The organism is Pseudomonas shirazica (genome assembly GCF_015168335.1).
GTDB classification, from domain to species: domain Bacteria; phylum Pseudomonadota; class Gammaproteobacteria; order Pseudomonadales; family Pseudomonadaceae; genus Aquipseudomonas; species Aquipseudomonas asiatica.
Window position 1 is genome coordinate 3,248,118 of sequence record NZ_CP063456.1, and the last position, 19,667, is coordinate 3,267,784.

General features: G+C 64.7%; 17 protein-coding genes and 1 tRNA gene. 7 read left to right on the forward strand and 11 right to left on the reverse strand.

Annotation, left to right across the window (positions count from 1 at the left end):
* Positions 1-8: 8 nt before the first annotated feature.
* Entirely contained in the window at positions 9-1,157 is a 1,149-nt protein-coding gene (locus IMX18_RS15005) for a M14 family metallopeptidase (protein WP_015269738.1), read from the forward strand.
* A gap of 151 nt (positions 1,158-1,308) precedes the next feature.
* Here the strand turns inward: IMX18_RS15005 and IMX18_RS15010 are convergent, their stop codons facing one another.
* The 7 genes from IMX18_RS15010 to IMX18_RS15040 form a co-directional block, all read right to left on the reverse strand.
* The gene (locus IMX18_RS15010; RefSeq protein ID WP_191472937.1) at positions 1,309-2,277 is read right to left on the reverse strand and encodes a Csu type fimbrial protein; all 969 of its coding nucleotides are present in this window, start codon (positions 2,275-2,277) and stop codon (positions 1,309-1,311) included.
* Positions 2,274-4,607, reverse strand: coding sequence for a fimbria/pilus outer membrane usher protein (locus IMX18_RS15015; RefSeq protein ID WP_015269736.1), 2,334 nt, complete (start codon positions 4,605-4,607; stop codon positions 2,274-2,276). Before IMX18_RS15015 ends, IMX18_RS15010 begins: the two co-directional genes overlap by 4 nt.
* 63 nt (positions 4,608-4,670) lie before the next feature.
* On the reverse strand, positions 4,671-5,447 hold the full coding sequence (locus tag IMX18_RS15020; protein ID WP_054573135.1) for a fimbrial biogenesis chaperone: 777 nt from the start codon (positions 5,445-5,447) through the stop codon (positions 4,671-4,673).
* 39 nt (positions 5,448-5,486) lie between these two features.
* Positions 5,487-5,990, reverse strand: a complete 504-nt coding sequence (locus tag IMX18_RS15025) for a Csu type fimbrial protein (RefSeq protein ID WP_054573134.1) — start codon at positions 5,988-5,990, stop codon at positions 5,487-5,489.
* A 3-nt stretch (positions 5,991-5,993) separates the two neighbouring features.
* Positions 5,994-6,524, reverse strand: coding sequence for a Csu type fimbrial protein (locus IMX18_RS15030; RefSeq protein WP_054573133.1), 531 nt, complete (start codon positions 6,522-6,524; stop codon positions 5,994-5,996).
* A gap of 18 nt (positions 6,525-6,542) precedes the next feature.
* A complete protein-coding gene (locus IMX18_RS15035) occupies positions 6,543-7,079 on the reverse strand; it encodes a Csu type fimbrial protein (protein ID WP_054573132.1) in 537 nt (178 codons plus the stop codon).
* Positions 7,080-7,109: 30 nt separating this feature from the next.
* Positions 7,110-7,637, reverse strand: coding sequence for a Csu type fimbrial protein (locus IMX18_RS15040; protein ID WP_137137317.1), 528 nt, complete (start codon positions 7,635-7,637; stop codon positions 7,110-7,112).
* A gap of 261 nt (positions 7,638-7,898) precedes the next feature.
* Here IMX18_RS15040 and IMX18_RS15045 point away from each other — a divergent pair, with 261 nt between their 5' ends.
* Genes IMX18_RS15045 through IMX18_RS15055 form a run of 3 tightly spaced genes read left to right on the forward strand, consistent with a single transcriptional unit; the run spans position 7,899 to position 13,026 of the window.
* Positions 7,899-10,148, forward strand: coding sequence for an ATP-binding protein (locus tag IMX18_RS15045; RefSeq protein WP_015269731.1), 2,250 nt, complete (start codon positions 7,899-7,901; stop codon positions 10,146-10,148).
* A 15-nt stretch (positions 10,149-10,163) separates the two neighbouring features.
* Complete coding sequence (locus IMX18_RS15050; protein ID WP_054573130.1) at positions 10,164-10,625, forward strand: response regulator; 462 nt, start codon at positions 10,164-10,166, stop codon at positions 10,623-10,625.
* A 13-nt stretch (positions 10,626-10,638) separates the two neighbouring features.
* A complete protein-coding gene (locus tag IMX18_RS15055) occupies positions 10,639-13,026 on the forward strand; it encodes a hybrid sensor histidine kinase/response regulator (protein ID WP_054573129.1) in 2,388 nt (795 codons plus the stop codon).
* A 93-nt stretch (positions 13,027-13,119) separates the two neighbouring features.
* On the opposite strand, the gene IMX18_RS15060 is transcribed toward IMX18_RS15055, so the two are convergent.
* A tRNA-Gln gene (locus IMX18_RS15060) sits at positions 13,120-13,194 on the reverse strand.
* 260 nt (positions 13,195-13,454) lie between these two features.
* On the opposite strand from IMX18_RS15060, the gene IMX18_RS15065 reads away from it, so the two are divergent.
* Positions 13,455-13,697 carry a DUF465 domain-containing protein gene (locus tag IMX18_RS15065; RefSeq protein ID WP_013971925.1) on the forward strand — a complete coding sequence of 81 codons (243 nt, stop codon included), beginning with the start codon at positions 13,455-13,457 and terminating at the stop codon, positions 13,695-13,697.
* A 1-nt stretch (position 13,698) separates the two neighbouring features.
* Here the strand turns inward: IMX18_RS15065 and IMX18_RS15070 are convergent, their stop codons facing one another.
* Positions 13,699-14,124 (reverse strand): DUF1810 domain-containing protein, encoded by a 426-nt coding sequence (locus IMX18_RS15070; RefSeq protein WP_003256418.1) that lies wholly within the window; start codon positions 14,122-14,124, stop codon positions 13,699-13,701.
* Between the two features lie 158 nt (positions 14,125-14,282).
* Here IMX18_RS15070 and zapE point away from each other — a divergent pair, with 158 nt between their 5' ends.
* The gene (gene zapE, locus IMX18_RS15075) at positions 14,283-15,353 is read left to right on the forward strand and encodes a cell division protein ZapE (RefSeq protein ID WP_015269727.1); all 1,071 of its coding nucleotides are present in this window, start codon (positions 14,283-14,285) and stop codon (positions 15,351-15,353) included.
* 127 nt (positions 15,354-15,480) lie between these two features.
* Here the strand turns inward: zapE and IMX18_RS15080 are convergent, their stop codons facing one another.
* The gene (locus IMX18_RS15080) at positions 15,481-17,370 is read right to left on the reverse strand and encodes a propionyl-CoA synthetase (RefSeq protein ID WP_015269726.1); all 1,890 of its coding nucleotides are present in this window, start codon (positions 17,368-17,370) and stop codon (positions 15,481-15,483) included.
* 180 nt (positions 17,371-17,550) lie between these two features.
* Between IMX18_RS15080 and IMX18_RS15085 the strand changes: the two genes are divergently transcribed.
* Positions 17,551-18,417, forward strand: a complete 867-nt coding sequence (locus IMX18_RS15085; RefSeq protein WP_015269725.1) for a LysR family transcriptional regulator — start codon at positions 17,551-17,553, stop codon at positions 18,415-18,417.
* Here the strand turns inward: IMX18_RS15085 and IMX18_RS15090 are convergent.
* Positions 18,391-19,545, reverse strand: a complete 1,155-nt coding sequence (locus tag IMX18_RS15090) for an HPP family protein (RefSeq protein WP_015269724.1) — start codon at positions 19,543-19,545, stop codon at positions 18,391-18,393. The two genes, IMX18_RS15085 and IMX18_RS15090, sit on opposite strands and share 27 nt — an antisense overlap.
* Positions 19,546-19,667 lie beyond the last annotated feature (122 nt).

Sequence of the window (19,667 nt, forward strand, 5' to 3'; positions counted from 1 at the left end):
CCCGGCACATGACAGTGACGCTGTCCCCCCTGCAGATCGACTGCGATTTCGACTCCGGCAACATTCAGGTGCTGGATGCCAGCAACCCGGCCCGGGTGCACCTGGCTATCCGCCCGGACACCCACAGCGGCCACTACCAGTGGTTCCACTTCAAGGTCAGCGGGCTGACGCCAGGCCAGGTCCATCGCTTCAGCCTCGACAATGCCTCCGGTTCCTCCTACAAGAACGCCTGGAGCGGCTACAACGCCGTGGCCTCCTACGACCAGCAAACCTGGTTCCGCGTCCCCAGCCAGTTCGACGGCACGGCGCTGTCGTTCGAGGTAAAGGCCGAACAGCCGCACATCTGGTTCGCCTACTTCGAGCCCTACCCGCGCGCTCGTCACAACCAGCTGATCGAACGTGCACGGCAACTGCCGGGGGTGGAATTGCTCGCCAGTGGCCGCAGCGTACAGGGCCGCGACATTCCCCTGCTGCGTGCCGGTGATGGTGCCGCAGGCAAGCGCAAGCTGTGGCTGATTGCCCAGCAACATCCGGGCGAACACATGGCCGAATGGTTCATGGAGGGCGTGATCGACCGCCTGCAGGCCAACGACGAGGTGATCCGGCAGTTGCTGGCCAAGGCCGACCTGTACCTGATCCCCAACATGAACCCCGACGGTGCCTTCCTCGGCCACCTGCGCACCAACTTCAAGGGCAAGGACCTCAACCGTGCCTGGCAGGACGCCAGCGTCGAGCTCAGCCCCGAGGTCTTCTTCGCCCAGGCACAGATGAAGCAACACGGCGTGGATGCGTTCATCGACGTGCATGGCGACGAAGAGATCCCCCATGTGTTCACCGCGGCCTGCGAGGGCAACCCGGGCTACACGCCGCGTCTGGCCAAACTGGAGGAGCAGTTCCGCAGCACCCTGTGCAGCCTGACCCGCGACTTCCAGACCGTGCATGGCTATACCCGCGACGAACCGGGGCAAGCCAACACGACGCTGGCCTGCAATGCGGTGGGGATGGCGCATGACTGCCTGTCACTGACCCTGGAAATGCCGTTCAAGGACCATGACGACGCGCCGGATGCCGTCACCGGGTGGTCGGGGGCACGTTCGAAGGCGTTGGCCGGGGCGGTGCTTGAGACCTTGGCGAAGATGGTTGGCGATTTGCGCTGAGGCCCCTGGCTGACGCGTCCCCTGTGGGAGCGGGCGTGCCCGCGAAGAATCCAATACGGTGTATGGCACCGGCTTCGCCGGTGTTCGCGGCGGTTCGACGCCTCGACACGCCCGCTCCCACAAGGTCCCTCGGCCGATAGCAATCCTGCGCTCAGAACTGCACATCCAGAATCACGCTGTCGGTATAGGTCGCAGCCGGTGGTGTAGCCTGGTCGGTGTAGACCTTGGCGTTGTAGTTGAACACCTGGCTACCGGTGCCGGTCCCCGTGCCGGGGTTCACATCGGCATCGGCGCTGGCCCGTCGCGCAGCCCCTGTCGAACCCCAGCGCACCGCACCGGCGCTCTTGAAAATGTCATAGGCCAGGTAGTTGTTGGCCGCCGACTTCATCCGCCGTCGACCATTGGCCACGTTCTGCCCGTCATCCAGGCCCACCGTGTAGTTGCTGCCCTTGGTGCACGACACGCTCAGGCTCTGGCTCACCGTGCCGAACCCCGCCACCACCGGCGCGCTGGCGAAGTTGATGCTGGGCGTGGTGATCTGGCAGTCGTTGGTCACCGTCATGCTTACCAGCAGGGTCCTGGTACCGGAGCCCTGGTCTCGCCCTATGCAAAGCCCGCCAACACCAATCCCGTCGCAATAGTCCCAGGCCCACTCGACATCGAGGAGTTCCTGATATAGCCCCGCCGATACGTTGCTGCCCACCTGCGTGCGCATGTAGATGGGCACGTTCTTCGGTGTACCGTTGAGCAACCCGAGCAAGTCGAGGATGCCGGTGGTCCTGAATTCGAAGGGGGTGCCACGGGTGATCGGATAGTTGGTTGTGGCGTCGGCATAGAGCGTGTAGGGGATCACATCCCCGGTAGGCCCTACCAGGCCGCTGGTGGTGGAGGTGATCTTGATCTTGAAGGAGTCGGTGCTACTGAGCACGCTGATCACCGAACCGTTGCACTGCAGGCCAGAGTTGGTGCTGGAAGCTGTCTGGACCGTGCCACGTACCTGAGTCGAGTTGAGCGAACCAAACGCCGCAGGCGCAGTCAACACTGACGTGCACTTGGCCCAGGCCGAGCCCGCCCACAACAACAAGGCGCATGCCCACAAACCACGCCAGCAGGCCTTCACTTGCACACCAACGGGCCAATCAACGGGATCGAGCCTTGCGACTCAGGCAGGTCGAACGCCACCTGGCAATGCCCGCCCCCCTCCAACTCAACCTGCAGTCGGTTATGCGGCGTCAGGTTCTCCAGATAAACCAGGCCATCCCAACCGACCACCGCCTGGCTGCCACTTTCTGCATGGGTGACACGGCTGCCCAGCTTGAGTGCCTGCTGTTCGGTGTCCACCAGTTCGACGCTGGCCGCCAGCACGCGCCTGAGCGGGAACTCCAGCAAGTAGCCGCTGCCTCGGCGCACCGCCACCCGCTGTTCCACTTCCGGCGCGAGGATGTCCGGCGGCAAGCCCATGGGGTCGATCTCGTACTTGCCGCGGTAGTAACCGCTGCTGTACGGCACCAGCAGGTGACCATCGGCATCGGTACGGCCGACCTCCTGGTTTTCATAGCGCACCGGCACGTCGGCGTAACCACTGGTGCTGACTAACACGAAGGCATCGTCGATACGGTTGGCAGCGAACAGCCCGGCATCCATCCAAACCAGCGAGCCACTGGCGTCGGCCCAGCGGGTCATCTCTCCACTGCTGCCATACAAACCGGCCTGCAACTGCACCGACTGCAGGCGCCAGGTGACATCGGCCTGGCGGTAGGCGTCGCGCTCGCTACCGGTGGCGTAGCCCAGGTTGTAACCGACACCGCCCCCCACCGGCGTCGCGCGGCTGTAGTTGACCCGCTGCAGGGTTTCGCCTTGCTGGCTGCGCTCCATGCCCAGGGCCAGGGTGCCGTGCAGGTCGAACGGGATCACCAGTTGCGCCTGCACTGCCCACTGGCTGTCCCCCACTTCACGGTTGGCCGACAGATAAACGCTGCTGTTGCCCCACAGCGGCCTGCTGTAGCTCAGGTTGATCAGCCGGGTACGTGTGCCGTCGCCGGCGCGCACATCGAAATAGCCGGCGCCGATGTTGCCGTATTCGTTCAGGTTCAGGCTCAGCGTGACCTGCTCGCTGCGCTGGCTCAGCTGTATGTCCCGGCTGTCGACCCGGGTCAGGTCGGCATAGTCGCCATGGCGTTGCAGGCGCTGGTAGCTGAAGCCGATGCGCTGGCTATTGTACTGGTAGCCGAGGGCGACCTGGTGGCCCTTGTCGCCGTCGAACCGGCTCTGCGCCAGCGCCGCATTGAGCACACCGAAGTTGCCCAGCCGCATGTTGCCACCCAGGCCTCCCAGCATCAGCGATTCGGCGCTTTCGGCATGGGTTTCCAGGGTGAAGATGTCGCTGACCCCGTAGCGCAGGCTGGCCGATGCGACCCCGGGGCCGTAGGCAAAATCGCGCACCCCGTAGTCACGCCGCAGGCTGCCGGCCGCTACCGAATAATCCGCCAGGCCCTGCTGCAGCAGGCTGCTGGTGACGTAGAACGGCAAGGTGGTCGACACCTGCCGGCCAAGGGCATCGGTGGTGACCACCACCGCCTCCCCGGCGCCGTTGATGAACGGCACGTTGGTCAAGGTGTAGGGGCCCGGCTGCAATTCGCTGGTGCTGGACTTGTAGCCATTGATGAACAGGTCCAGCGAGGTCGGTACCGCCGCTTCACCGGAGAACGCCGGCAGCGGATAGGTGACCAGGTCGGGGCGCGCAGCGAAATCGCGCGACAACTGCAGGCCACCGACCCGCACCGAGCTGGTCCAGGGCAAGGCCCCGGTCACCAGGTCACCGGCTTCGTAGGTCAGCAGGCGCTGCTCGTCGGTGAAACGCCAGGTGGTGTCGTAGCGCAAGAAGCCCTGGCGCGTGTCGTCGGTCGGCGCACCATTGAACGACTGGCGCCATTGCCCGGTGCTGGAGAACGTACCCCAGCTGTCGAACAGACGCAGTTCGTTCCAGGCCGCCAGGTAGCTGCCGCCGTCATCGGTGTCGTTCAGGTACAGGTCGTAGTTGAACAAGGCGCCGAAACTACTGCGCGCATCGCTGGCCGGGTACAGGTTGCGGTCGCCCAGCTGCTGGTCGGGCAGCCAGGCCGGCGGCACTTGCAGCAGCAGGCGCTGGTTCTGGCTGTCGTAGTCGGCATGCATCCCCACGATGGCCTCCAGGGCCACCTCGCCCTGCGGGTTGCCTGGCAGCGAGACGCCGGCCGCCCGCAACACCTCGCTGTCCAGGTACAACTGCCCGGCGCGCTGCTGCACCGGTACCAGCTCAGCCCTGGGCACCTGGTTCACCAGCAACTCGAGGTACAACGTGGCATCGGCGATAGCGGACATCTCCGTAGGTGGTGGCGGCAGGTCGTCGGCCAGCACCAGGCCAGGGCCGACCAGGGCGAGCCCCAGGCACCAACGGTGGGTCAGCCACATCACACATGGTTTCCAACCATTGCCGGGTTCTCCACGGCCTCTGCGCGGCATTCAGGCGCAGGCTCATTGGCTTTGGCGGATAGCGTCCGCGCTGCTCTGGCCGTTTACCCTCCCCTTCAGCACACTGCCGGCACTCGGTGTTAGCGGTGCCGGCCAGCGCATGCTGGCCCCCGGCAGCACATAACCCAGCAAGCCATCGGTCAGTGGTTTGCTCTGGCTGCCCTGCTGCACCACCACATCAGTCAGGCGTGCATGCACCGGGCCGGTGTTGCGCAGTTCCACGTACGGCTTGCCCTGCACGGTCACCGCGCGCCAGCTGAGTTGCGGCTTGCCGACGCCCTCGGCATTGCGCTTGCCCTCAGGGCCTGCCTTGCCCCACAGGCCTTCGCCGTATACGAACAGGGGTACCGAGTAGCGCATCTGCAGGCGGATCGCCGCGGTGGTGCCGGGCTCGGCCTTGTCGACCGGGATGGCGGGCGGGATTTCGTCGATGATGATGCGGTAGGCCTGCTCCTGGCCGACTGGCGAGGGGCCGGTGCGGGTCAGGCGGATCAATTGCTTCTGCCCGGGGGCGACGTTGGCCACCGGCGGGCTGCCAATGATCTCGCGCTGTGCCTGATACTGTTCCTGGTAATCACCTTGGCGCCAGGCGAACACCCGCACCTGCAGGTTGGCCGGTGCGGTTCCGCGGTTTTCCAGCCACAGTGCGCCAGCCTTCTGGTCAGCCTCCAACACCGGGTCGATCGGCCAGATCAGCACCGAGGTGGCCGCCCAGGCTGGCAGGCTCGCCAGCCACGATACCCCGATCAATCCTCGCGCCCACTTCGCGCCTGCCCCCATGAAGCTCTCCTTGGATACTGGTCATTGGTGCCGATGCATTCACCAGGTCACCGTCACTTGCACCACATCGGTGTAAGTCCCCGCCGGCATCGTGCCGGTCAGCTGAACCCGCCCGTACACCGGCAGCTTGATCGCCGTCGGGTCGGTATAGCCCACGGCCACGCTCTGGCCGATCCCCAGGCTCTGGCTGTATGCCGCGTCCCGGTACAACTGGTAGGCCAGCACCTGCGTGCCGCCCGTGCGTTTGAGGTTGCGTGTGCCACTGGCACTGTTCTGCCCGCCATCCACGCTCATGCTCAAGGCCACGCCCGGGGTGCACTGGAAGGTCACCGTGGTACCGCCCAACGAGGTGCCGAGAGTTCCGGTGGCCAGTGCCGACTGCGAGCCGTAGTCGAGCGTCCCGTAGCTGGTCACGCCGCCCACCACCAGGCACCCGGCGACGATCTGCGCCGTCACCTGGAAGCTGCTGGTGGTCGCCGCATCCAGAGGCGCGGCCAGCAGCACGCCGAGGCCGCTCAGGCCGCCCGCCAGCCAGCTGCGCATGGTTCAGAACGACAGCTCGACGGACACTGTGTCGGTGTACTCCCCCGCCGGCAGGCCGACCTTGCCGCGCGCCTGGCCATACAGGTTGACGGTCTGGGCCACACCACTGCTGAGCGGCAAGGTGATGGTGCCGTTGATGGCCAACACCTGCGTACGCCCGGCATCGGTGTAGAAGTCGTACGGCACGAAGTTGCCGACGCCATCCGCCAGCGCACGGCTGCCCCCGGCCGACTGGCCATCGTGGGAACCTGCACCCACGCGGATGACTGGTACCGTGCCAGCCGAACAGAGAATGCTGATCGCCCCACCGCCGCCGCCGATTACCTGGCCGTCGGCGGTGTTGAACAAGGCATCGTGAGTGCCGAAGTCCAAGGTACCGAAGTCGGTCCCCGATGTGGCTGAGCTGCCGTTGACCTGACACGCTGCGGTCAAGGTCAGCGTCGACTCGATAGTCCCGGTGGTGGCGGCCTGCGCCTGGTAAGTCAGCATCAGCCCCAGACCGGCGAGGATGCAGCGTGAAAGGTTCGTTCGCATCGAAGTCTCCTTGTGTCATTACCAGTCCAGGGTCACCCTCAGGGTGTCACGGTACAGGCCGGCTGGCAGCGCACGCGGTTGCGCCATTACCACACCGTAGATGGGGATCGGGATCTGCCGGGTACTGCTGATGGTGAAGGCACGCGCCTGGCCGATGCCGTAGCGGCTGTTACCACCTGGGTCGATCGCCAGTTGGTAGGGGATCAGCTCGCGGCCGTTGCTCAGCCGCCGTATGCCGTCACTGCCATTCAGGCCGCCGTTGATGCGCACGTTGAACGCCCGCACCTCGGGCGTACAACTGATCTGCAGGCTGCCTTCGCCGCTCACATCATCAACCCGGCTGCGCAGCGGCTGGTCCCAGTTCGGTCCGCGCTCGCCGAAGTCCATCACGCCGGGGTTACCCACCGTTGCCGGTTGCGTCTCGTTGCTGCTGATCTGGCAAGCGGTGCTGATCACCAGCCGCGCCTGGATGAAACCGGTGCTGGTGCCATGCGCGGCTCCACCGGGCACCAGCAACGGGCCCAGGGAAAGCAGCAGGATCGAGGTGCGGTTCATGGCGTCGCGTCCTTGAGCATGGTTGCATCCCTACCAGGTGACCGTGACTTTGAGCAGATCGGCGTACAGGCCTGCAGGCGGTACCCAGGCCAGCTTGTCGATCCGTGCGTACAACGGCAGCTCGACCGAGCCGCTGTCCGGCACCCGCGCCGAGTGCGCCACATTCACCGCCAGCGGCTCGCGCCAGGCAGCGTCGCGGTAGAGGCGATACGGGATGAGCCGGGCCGTGTCATCGTCACTGGCCAGAAAGCGCAACTCGCCGACGCCGCCATGCTGCCCACCATCGACGCGGACCTGATAGGGGGTGTGGGGATTGCATTCCAGGCGTGGCGGGCGCTGGCTCAGCAGCGCGCCGGTGAGCGGCGCACCAGGGCCATCCAGCCGTGCAGCAGCACCCAGATCGATGCGCCCCAGCGCCTGCGCCCCAGCATCGCGGGGCTGGTTGACCAGCATGCAGCCACGCTGCACCAGCACCCGTACCTCCACCAGGAAGTCCGCCGCCATGGCGCTGCTGCTCAACATAAGGCCCAACAGGGCGGCCAGGTAGCGCTCCTTCACCTTATTATCCTTGTCGATATCTGCTGCCTTGAGCGTAGCAGCGAGGTGGCATCACGATGCTGGCATCGAGCCATTTTTTTGTATTAGCCAAAAAGCGCTACCACTAAAAAAAAGCCGCACGACACAGAACGCATCGCCGACATTCTCCTCAAATGGCCAAAGGCCGTTATCCGGACCGATATTCTGTTAGGGTGTATCCCTTTCATCCTGCCTAGACTCATGCGGCATGCATGGAAGGACACGACAGGAGCGTTTTCATAGATGATTGCAGACAGCACGCTCACCCAAGCCCTCGAGCGCTGCGCCCAGGAGCCGATCCAGCTACCTGGCAGCATCCAGCCCCACGGTTTTCTGCTGGTGCTGGACGAAACCGACATGCGGGTACTCCAGGCCAGTGAAAATGTCGAGCATTGGCTGGGCATACCGGCCAGTGAACTGATAGGTCGCGAGTTCGCCGAACTGGTCAGCGGTGCCTTCGACTTGCGCCTGCACCTGGCCCGCCTGCCGCAGGACGAGGTCTTTCCGTTCCACATCAGCGATGTGCACCTGCGCCAGGACGCTCCATATCGTGGCAACCTGCACCTGCTGGTCCATCGTCACGACCAGGTGCTGATCGCCGAATTCGAACCCCCTCGCCTGCCGGCCGATCTTGTCGGGCAAGGCGACTACTACCCGCTGGTGCGCAGCTTCGTGGGCCGCCTGCACCAGGCCGGCAGCCTCGAGGAACTGCTGCAGCAAGCAGTGCTGCAGCTCAAGCGCATCACCGGCTTTGGCCGGGTCAAGGCCTATCGCTTCGATGCCGAAGGCAACGGCCAGGTGTTGGCCGAGGTGGCCGACCCGGGCTACCCGAGCTACCTGGGCCTGTGTTTCCCCGCTTCGGACATACCGCGCCAGGCGCGCGAGCTGTACCGAATCAACCGCATCCGCGTGATCGAGGATGCCAACTACCAGGCCTCGCCGTTGCTGCCCGCTGCCAACCCACGCACCGGCAAGCCGCTGGACCTGAGCTTTGCCGCGCTGCGCAGCGTGTCGCCAGTGCACCTGCAGTACATGCGCAACATGGGTACCCTGGCATCGATGTCGCTGTCGATCGTGGTCGACGGGCAACTCTGGGGGCTGGTGTCCTGTCACCACGAACAGCCACGCCCGGTGGACCTGCGCACCCGTACCGCCTGCGAACTGCTGGCCAGTGTGCTGTCGCTGCAGATCGAGTCGCGCGAGTCCCACGCCAACACTCGCCAGTTGCTGGAGCTGCGCCAGCACATCGTGCGCATGATCTCGTCCATGGCCGACCATGACAGTGTCGGCGACGGCCTGCGCGACTTGCCCGAAGTACTGCTGGCCTTCGCCGGCGCCCAAGGTGCCGCGGTCATATCCGCCGAACGTTGCGACCTGATCGGCAAGACCCCTCCGGCCGCGCAGGTAAACGCCCTGGTGCACTGGCTCTCCCAGCGTGGCGAAGACAGCGTGTTCCACAGCGACAACCTGTGCCGCGACATCGATGAACTGCCCGAGCTCGCGGCCCATGCAGGCGGTGTGCTGGCAGTGGCCATTTCGCAGATCCACTCGCACTACCTGCTGTGGTTCCGTCCCGAGCAGGTGCGCACGGTGAACTGGGCCGGGCAGCCGAACAAACAGGTCGGGCCGCAGGGCAACCTCGACCCGCGGCACAGTTTCGAAAGCTGGCAGGAAAAACTGCGCGGCTACTGTGAACCCTGGCACCCGCTGGTCATCGAAGGCGTGCAGGAGTTGCGCACGGCAGTGCTCGGCATTGTCCTGCGCAAGGCCGAGGAACTGGCGCAGCTGGCTGGGGAGCTGCGCCGCTCGAACAAGGAGCTCGAAGCGTTTTCCTACAGCGTGTCCCATGACCTGCGCGCCCCCCTGCGCCATATTGCCGGCTACTCCGAACTGCTCGGCGAAATCGAGGGCCAGAGCCTCAGCGAGCGCGGCAGGCGTTTTTTGCAGCACATCGAGGAAGCCGCGCATTTTGCCGGAAGCCTGGTCGACAACCTGCTCAACTTCTCGCAAATGGGCCGCTCGGCCCTGCGCCTGTCCGAGGTCGACCTCAACGCCCTGGTCGAGGCCATTCGCAGCGAACTGGCGCCCGACTACCAAAACCGCGAAATTGTCTGGGACATCGCCCAACTGCCCAAGGTGGTCGGTGACCCGGCGTTCATCAACATGGCCTTGCACAACCTGCTGGCCAACGCCATCAAATACACACGTGGGCGCACACCGGCGCGCATCGGCATCAGCGCCGTGCAACATCCGGGCGAAACCGAGATCTGTATTCGCGACAACGGCGTGGGCTTCGACATGGCCTACGCCAACAAACTGTTCGGCGTGTTCCAGCGCCTGCACCGCATGGAAGACTTCGAAGGCACCGGGATCGGCCTGGCCAGCGTGCGTCGCATCATCGAACGCCATGACGGCCGGGTCTGGGCCCATGGCAAGGTTGGCCAGGGTGCAACCTTCCACTTCACCCTCCCGCGCCATCCCGCAACTACCTGAGGCACCGCTACCATCATGCTCAAACCCATCCTGCTGGTCGAAGACAACCCACGGGACCTGGAGCTGACGCTCCTGGCGCTGGAGCGCAGCCAGTTGGCCAACGAGGTCATCGTGCTGCGTGACGGTGCCGAGGCACTCGACTACCTGCTTCGGCGCAATGCCTATGCCGAACGTGACGATGGCAACCCCGCCGTGTTGCTGCTGGACCTGAAACTGCCAAAGGTCGACGGCCTGGAGGTGCTGAAGGAAGTGCGCGCCACCGCCGAGCTGCGCAGTATCCCGACGGTGATGCTGACGTCCTCGCGCGAGGAGCCCGACCTGCTGCGCGCGTACGAGCTGGGGGTGAACGCGTACGTGGTCAAGCCGGTGGAGTTCAAGGAATTCGTCGCCGCCATTTCCGACCTGGGGATATTCTGGGCGGTACTCAACGAACCACCGCCCGGCTCGCTGCGCCTGAACCGGCGTGGCAGCATCTGAGGTGCCCGCGACGATGCAGCCAACGCCGCTGAAACTGCTGATGGTCGAAGACAACTCGATGGACGCCGAGCTGACCCTGATGCGCCTGGAACGCAGCGGGTTGCAGGTGCAGGCGCAGCTGGTGTTCGACCATGCCGGTGTCGAGCAAGCCCTGAGCGAGGCCCACTTCGACCTGATCTTGTGCGACTGCGTGCTGCCGGGCTCGTCCGGCACCGATGTGCTGGCCATCGCCCAGCGCCTGGCACCCGACATTCCGTTCATTTTCCTGTCTGGTATCTATGGCGAAGAACATGCGGTGGAAATGATCCGCCTGGGCGCCACCGACTATGTGCTGAAGAAGAACCTGCCTCTGCTGCCCAAGGCCGTGCGCCGGGCCCTGACCGAAGTGCAGGAGCGCCAGCGCCGGCGCCGCGCCGAAGAGGCCCTGGCAGACGTCGAGGCACGTGCACGCATTGCCATCGACGCTGCCGGCATGGGCACATGGGACATGCGCCCGCAGGAAGGCCTGTTGTTGTGGGATGACCGCTGCAAGACCCTGTTCGGTCTACCCACCGATACTGAAATGAGCCTCGAGGTGTTTTACGCCGGCATCTACCCCGACGACCTGCCGCAGGTGCGCGAGGCGGTGGAACAGGCCATGTGCCCGGAAGGTGGCGGCCTGTATCGGGTCGAATTCCGCATCGCCCAACCCGACGGCCTGGAACCGCGCTGGTTGCTCAGCAGCGGCCAGAGCCGGTTCGTCAACGACCAGTGCGTGCGCTTTTCCGGGGTGTTGCAGGACATCCACACCCAACGCCTGGCCACCCAGGCACTGCGCCAGCTCAACGAAATGCTGGGGGAAAGGGTCGAGCGCCGCACCCGCGAACGCGACCGTGCCTGGGAGCTGTCGCAAGACTTGCTGGCCGTGCTCAACAAGGACCTGACCCCAGTCGCGCTGAACCCCGCCTGGGAAGCCAGCCTGGGCTTGTCCCGAGAACGTCTGAGCCAGTCGTCCTTGCTGCACCTGCTGCCCGAGCATGACCAGGAACTGATGCTCACCGAACTGGCCGCCCTCGCCCATGGTCGCACCAGCGCCCGCTTTGTCGGGCGTATCCTGGATGCCGGTGGTCAGCAGCGCTGGTTGTCTTGGGTGGTGGTGCCGGAAGACACCCTGCTGTACGTGGTGGCACGCGACATCACCAGCGAGCGCGAAGCCGCCCTGGGCCTGGCCGAAGCCAACGCCCGCCTGCGCGAGCAGATCGCCGAACGCGAACGCATCGAGGCCGCGCTGCAGCAGATGCAGCGCCTGGAAGCGGTCGGCCAGCTTACCGCCGGTGTGGCTCACGACTTCAACAACCTGCTGACGGTAATCCTCACCGGCGCCAGCTTCCTTGAGCGCGACCTGGCCAAAGCCGACCTGGAAAAGGCCAGTGCGCGGCTCAAGCACATCCGCGAAGCCGGCGAGCGCGGCGCCAAGCTGACCTCGCAGTTGCTGGCTTTCTCCCGCCGCCAGCGCCTGGAGCCGGTGGCGCTGAACCTCAACCGCACCCTGGCCGGGCTGGAAGAGTTGCTGCGCCGCACCTTGGGCGGCAATGTCTCGGTGCGCCTGGACCTGGAACCAACCTTGTGGCAGGCCCTGACCGACCCGACCCAGACCGAAATGATCATTCTCAACCTGGCGATCAATGCCCGCGATGCCATGCCCGACGGTGGCCAGCTGACGCTGTCGACCCGCAACACCCGGATCGACGCACGTCCACAGCGCCCGGAAGACCCGGACCCTGGCGAGTACGTGATGCTGAGTATCCGCGATACCGGCTGCGGCATGAGCGAAGAGGTGTTGGCCAAGGTGTTCGAACCGTTCTTCACCACCAAGGATATCGGCAAGGGTTCGGGCCTGGGCCTGGCCCAGGTATTCGGCTTCGCCAAACAGTCCGGGGGTGGCGTGCGCATCGACACCACGCCGGGGCGTGGTACGCAGGTGGCCGTGTATCTGCCGGCAGTCAAGGGTGAAGCCGTCAACGAACCGATGCCGTCGCTGCTCAGCCACTCGACTAGCGAAAGCGGTTGTAATCGCACCGTGCTGCTGGTGGATGACGACCATCTGGTACGCGACATGCTTGGTGATGTGTTGCGCCAGTACGGCTACCAGGTACGCCAGGCGCACAGTGGCGAACAGGCTTTGGCCTTGCTGGATGAGCAGATCGACCTGCTACTGAGCGATTTCGCCATGCCCGAGTTCAACGGTGCGCAACTGGCCCTGGCGGCGCGCGAGCGCTACCCGCACCTGCCGGTGGTGCTTCTTACCGGTTATGCAGAGTTGCAGGGACTGGAGTTGCCGGGCAGCCTGGTGATCCAGAAGCCGGTACAGGCCGATGAACTGGCCCGCTTGCTGAACGAGATGCTTGGAACGGCCAGGTGACCGAACAGAGCCTTCGGCAAAACCTGCGGAAACGAAAAAGCCCAGCGCTTGTATTTCCAAGCACCGGACCGAGATACGTTTGAAGCAAGAAAATGGCAGGGGCGGCTGGATTCGAACCAACGCATGGCAGGATCAAAACCTGCTGCCTTACCGCTTGGCGACGCCCCTGTATCGGATGCAGCATCTGCTGCTCTGACAATTCCAACTGAGTGACAACTGGGTTGTTGTCTTGGAATGCGCGGCACTTTAACAACAAACTTTCGGTCTGTGAACCCCCTGATGAAAAAAAATTACCAAAAAACAGCGAGTTAGTCATTTTCGCGGTTGGCGAGGCGACCATCCGTCGCTTTCCGCCCGCTTGGCTTCAACACAATCGCATTCCTCCCTTCCAATCAGATGAACCATCTGCATTGACCAAGGAGGACCCCATGCCTGTCTCCCACGATCTTTACCAGGACTTGCACTACCCGCGCGAAATCGTCCAGCAGCGCCGACAGCAGGACAAGGCACTGGACCGTCTGCTGGACGAATACATGGACATCGACAATCAGGTGCTGGCCGCCGAGTCGATTTCGGCGGGCAACTTCGAGGATGAAGACTTGCGCCGCCTGAAAGAACGTCGGCTGGCAGTGAAGTACATGATCGAGCGCCAACTGGAGCAAAAGGCCTGAACTAACCCTGCAACATGGCCAGCGTCAGGGCGTCCGGCTCACCGTCGTAGAACTGCACCAGCGCCAGCTGGAACAACGGGTTGCCGGGCGCGGCCTGGGCGAACAGGGTCAGGCACGAGCGCAGCTTGAGGTAGTCAGGGCTGCCGAGCATTTCACGGGCACTCTTGTCATGGTGCTGCAGCAGCGCAGTCACGCACGCTTGCAGGCGCGGGCCGAGCAGCGGATGAGCCAGGTAGGCACGGGCTTCGTCGATACCGGCCAGCGCATAGCGTTCGGCCATGGCGCTGTGGCCCAGGCCATCGAGCTGCGGAAACACGTACCACATCCAGTGGCTGCGCTTGCGCCCGGCCTGCAGCTCTTGCATCACCTGGTCATACACAGGGTTCTGCGCCTCTACGAAGCGCTGCAGATCAAAGTCGGCGTGCATGCTCGCCCCTCCTCGCACCGGTTCCAGCCTTTACTGTACGCCTGCATGGCGAACCTATCTCGTCAGGCGATGATTGCCGCGCACTTTCTGTATTAGTCAAAATGGCCGCCCTCGGGCAAGCTGCACCCTGCCCTGCCATCGCCCAAGGAGCTTTGCTTTTGCCTGCCTGGATCCCTACCCCGCTACGCCAGCTTGGCCAACGCCTGCGCGGCGCCGCCGCCAACCAGAGCGAACTGCTCGGCTGGTTCGAGGACAAGGCGCACAGCCGCGGTTACCAACTCAGCGACGGCCAACGCCGGGTAATCCACTGCATGGCCGAACAGCTGGCGCAGCTCGAACAAGGCCAGCCACGCAGCCTGTACCTGTACGGTTCGGTGGGCCGTGGCAAGAGTTGGCTGCTCGACGGCTTTTTCCAGGCCGTGCCGGTGCAGGCCAAGCTGCGCCTGCACTTCCATGACTTCTTTGCCCGCCTGCACCAGGGCATGCACCGCCACCGGGCGCTGGATGATGCACTGGGCGCGACCCTCGACGAGCTGGTGGGTGATTGCCAGGTGCTGTGCTTCGACGAATTCCATGTGCACGACATTGGCGATGCCATGCTGCTCACACGGCTGTTCAATGCGTTGTTCAGCCGTGGCGTATTCCTGCTGGTGACGTCCAACTATGCACCCGAAGGGCTGCTGCCAAACCCGCTGTACCACGAGCGCTTCCTGCCGGTGATCCGCCTGATCAACAGCGCGATGGAAGTGCTGGAAGTGGGTGGCGATACCGATTTCCGCAGCCTGCCGGCCAACCGCGAACATCAGCGCTTTACCCGGGGCCACTATGTCTGGCCGGGCAATGCAGCGCAGCGCCAGGCGCTGAATGTGCCCGAGCCGCAGCCGGTGATGCTGGAAGTGAACAAGCGCCCGCTGCGCGCACTGGCGGTGGACGGCCGGCGGGTGGTGCTGGGCTTTGACGACCTGTGCGAAAAGGCCACGGCAGTGATCGACTACCTGGTGCTGGCCGGGCAATACGATGAGTGGATCATCGATGGGCTGGATGACTTGTCGGAATGTTCCCTGGCGGCGCAGCAGCGCTTCGTCAACCTGGTGGATGTGCTGTATGACCAGGACCGGCAGGTGCTGGTGATCGGCAAGCGGCCACTGGAAGAAAGCCTGGGCGGGCCGCTTGCCGACCTGATGCGTACGCGCAGCCGGTTGGGCCAGCTGCATCAGGTAGGACCCTAGAACTGCTTTGCCCGGGCCGGCCTCTTCGCGGGCACGCCCGCTCCCACAGGTATTGCACAGTTCTCAAGGCCTGTGACATCCCTGTAGGAGAGGGTTTACCCGCGAAGAGGCCAGCAAGGTCAAACCCTCAGCCAGCCCTGGGCAAATCCGCCAGCACCGCCTCGATCTCCCCCAGCACCGCCGGGTCATCCAGGGTCGAAGGCGGCACATAGTCCTGCCCGTCGGCAATCTTGCGCAGCACCGCCCGCAGAATCTTCCCGGAGCGGGTCTTGGGCAGTCGCTTCACCAACCGCACCCGGTTGAAACACGCCAACGCGCCAATCTCCTCACGCACGCTGCCCACCAGGTCCACCAGCAACTGCGCCTCGGCAATGCCCTCGCCGTCCTTGAGCACCACCAGCGCCAACGGCACCTGCCCCTTGATCTCGTCATGCACGCCAATCACCGCGCACTCGGCCACTGCCGGGTGGCGTGCCACCAGGTCTTCCATCTCGCCGGTGGACAGCCGGTGCCCGGACACGTTGATCACGTCATCGGTGCGCCCCATGATGTAGACGAAGCCGTCATCGTCCAGGTAGCCACCGTCACCCGTGTGGTAATACCCCGGGTAAGTCCGCAGGTAAGCCTGCAGGTAACGCTCGTGGTCGCCCCAAAGCGTCTGGCTGCACCCGGGCGGCAATGGCAGGGCGATGACGATCGAACCCTGGTGGTTCGGCCCCAGCAGGTTGCCCTCGTCATCCAGCACGCGCACGTGATAGCCCGGCACCGCCCGGTTGCTCGACCCGGGCTTCGCCGCACTGCCTTCCAGCCCTACGCAGGGCGCGGTGACCGGCCAGCCGGTCTCGGTCTGCCACCAATGGTCGTGCACCGGCTTGCCACTGACCCGTTCCAGCCATTCGTGGGTGCTGGAATCCAGTTTCTCGCCAGCCAGGAACAGCTGGCGCAGCGAGCTCAGGTCGTGCTTGCGGATCAGCTCGCCCTCAGGGTCTTCCTTGCGGATGGCGCGCATGGCCGTAGGGGCGCAGAACAATGCGTTGACCTTGTATTGCTCCACCACCCGCCAGTAGGCCGAGGCATCCGGGGTGCGGATCGGCTTGCCTTCGTAGAACACCGTGGTGCAGCCGCTCATCAGCGGCCCATAGACGATCAGCGAATGGCCAACCACCCAGCCCACGTCGGATATGCCCCACCACACATCGCCGGCCTGCATGCCGTAGATATGGCGCATGGCGTAGCACAGCGCGACGGCATTGCCGCCGTTTTCCCGCACGATGCCCTTGGGTTTGCCGGTGGTGCCAGAGGTGTACATGATGTACAGCGGATCACCCGCATCCAGTTCCACCGGTGGCACCGGCTCGGCTTTGGCCAATGCCGCCTGCCAGTCCAGGTCGCGGCCTGGCTGCAGCTGGGCACGCGCCTGCGGGCGCTGCAGCACCAGCACGTTGCGCGGCTGGTGGCGGGCCAGTTGCAGGGCACGATCGACCAGCGGCTTGTATTCGATTACCCGGTCGAACTCCAGCCCGCAGGACGCCGTCAGCAGCAGCGTCGGCCGGGCGTCGTCGATGCGCAAGGCCAGCTCGTTGGCGGCAAAGCCACCGAACACCACCGAGTGCACTGCGCCAATCCGCGCGCAGGCCAGCATGGCCATGGCCGCCTGCGGCACCATGGGCATGTAGATGATCACGCCATCGCCCTTGTTCACCCCCAGCTGGCGCAACAACCCGGCCAGGCGCGCCACCTCGTCACGCAGCTGGTGGTAGGTGTAGGCCTGTTGCACACCGGTCACCGGCGAGTCGTAGATCAGCGCCAGTTGCTCGCCACGGCCCTGCTCGATCTGGTGATCGAGGGCCAGGTAGCAGCTGTTCAGGCGGCCATCGGCAAACCAGCGGTGGGTACCGTCGGCATTTTCTTGCAGCGTGAGGGCTGGCTTGCGGTGCCAGGCCAGGTGCGCGGCCTGCTCCGCCCAGAAAGCGGCAGGGTCGGAAATGGAATGGGCGTAGCTGTGCTGGTAGCTCATATCGAAAGAAACCCGGTACTTGTTGTTATTGAAGGGCGAAACTTGAGTATGGACCGCTACACCCGCGCCGCCATGGGACTAAAGTCACAACCGACCTGCAAATTTGCAGACAACGCAAAAACGCCCCATAACGGTGCAAAGCCTCTAGAATAGGCCACCCCTTCAGCCACCGAGCAGCTCATGGATATCGATCAGGCCCGTACCTTTCTGGAAATCGTGCGTTGCGGCAGCCTGGTCGCCGCCGCCGAACGCCTGTTCGTGTCACAAACGGCGATCACCGCGCGGGTGCAGCGCCTGGAGCAGCAACTGGGCTGCCAGCTGTTCGTGCGCAGCCGCAACGGCGCCAGCCTGACCAGCGACGGCGAGGCATTCGTCAGTTACGCCAACCAGATGGTGCAAACCTGGGAAGCGGCGCGCCGCGACCTGCCGCTGCCCGAAGGCTGCCAGCAAGTGCTGCACGTGGGCGGTGAGGTGAGCCTGGGCAACCCGATGCTGCTCGACTGGGTCGGTGCCCTGCACCGCGAACTGCCCAGCCATGCCATCCGCAGCGAGGTGAGCGACGGCGAATCGCTGCTGCGCAAGGTCGAGATGGGCCTGCTGGATGCCGCGCTGGTCTACCAGCCGATCTACGGCCCGGGCCTGCAGGTGGAGCAGTTGATGGAGGAGAAGCTGATCCGTGTGCGCCGCGTCGACCAGCCGGACCCGTACATCTATATCGACTGGGGAGAAGCCTTCCGTCGCCAGCACGATGCCGCCCTGCCCGACTGCGCGCGCCCGGCGCTGAGCTTCAACCTGGGCCCGCTGGCCTTGCAGTTCATACTCGACCAGGGCGGCAGTGGCTACTTCCGCACGCGGGTAGTGCAGGCCTATCTGGACAGCGGGGTGTTCGAACGAGTACCGCAGGCGCCGGAATTCACCTACCCGACCTTCCTGGTGTACCCGCGTAAACGCGACAGCGAAGCCCTGCAACAGGCCTTCGCCATCCTGCGCCGTCTGGTGGCCGCCGGCGCCAGCGACTGGTCACAACGCTGGGACCCGCTTATCTGAAGCCTCGGCCTCGCTGAGCAACTGGCGCTTGAGGCCGGCGATCAGATCGGTCTGGGTGATCACCCCCACCAACTGGTCGGCATCGAGCACCGGCAGGCAATGCAGGCCCTGTTCGCACAGCAGTGGCAGCAAGCGCTCCAGCGGGTGCTGGCTGCTGACGCTGATTACCCGGCGGCTCATCACCTGCTCCATGCGCACCGTCTTGCGGCCGAACAACCCACGCCAACTGAAGCGGCCACGCTGCATGGCCGGGCCGACCAGATCGCTGAGGCTGACTACTCCCACCAGCTTGCCCTGCTGCAGCACCGGCAGGGTTTTCAGGTGGTGGCTGGCCAGCAGTTTCCAGGCCTGCTCCAGGGTAGTGTCGGGCGTGGCGAACTGCACGTCGCGGGACATCACCGAGGCCGCGGTGATGCCGCCGAGGCTGCGCTGCAGGGCGTGTTGCTCGGTGGCCAGGATGATGCGTTCCAGTTCGTCACGGGTGACATCGACGAACTCGCCCAGTTCTTCCAGAGCCTGGTCCAGGTCTTCCCCACGGATGCCGACCCGCTCGCTGGGCAGCGGGTCATGGGTGTGGTGCAGGTCCTTGCGCGGCACCGCGCCTTTCGGGTAGCGCACGCCGGTGAGGTGGTTGTAGAGGATCGCCACCGCTACCAGGATCAACGCGTTGAGCAGCACCGGCTCCAGCAGGTGGTCGCCCATGGCGGTAAGCCCGGGGTCGGCCAGCACCGCGCTCACCGCCACCCCGCCGCCTGGCGGGTGCAGGCAGCGCAGCAGGCACATCACCAGAATCGAGATACCCAGGGCTGCAGCGGCAACCCACAGCTGCGGGCCGAAGCCCTGGCGCATGGCCAGGCCGACCGCACCGGCCAGGGCGTAGCTGCCCAGCACAGGCCAGGGCTGGGCCAACGGGCCGGAGTGCACGGCGAACACCAGCACGGCCGAAGCTGCCAGCGGGCCGAGCAGGTGCAAGGCAATGCTGGGGCCGTAGGCCATGCTGGTCAGCCAGCCGGCGAGGAAAAGGCCGAACAACGCGCCGATACCGGCACGCAACCATTCTTTGGGGGGAATATTCAGGGGCGCTGGCAACAGCCGCTGCAAACGACTTTCGAAACGCGAGGCAGGCATGTAGGTAATCGGAATCTGTAGTTTTTTCTGGTTAAAAAGAAAGCCCAGCCGAGGTGGCCTGGGCCTCGTATTGCGGTCGCAATAGCACAAGGGGCTCCGTCCGTGGAGAGATGGAAACCACA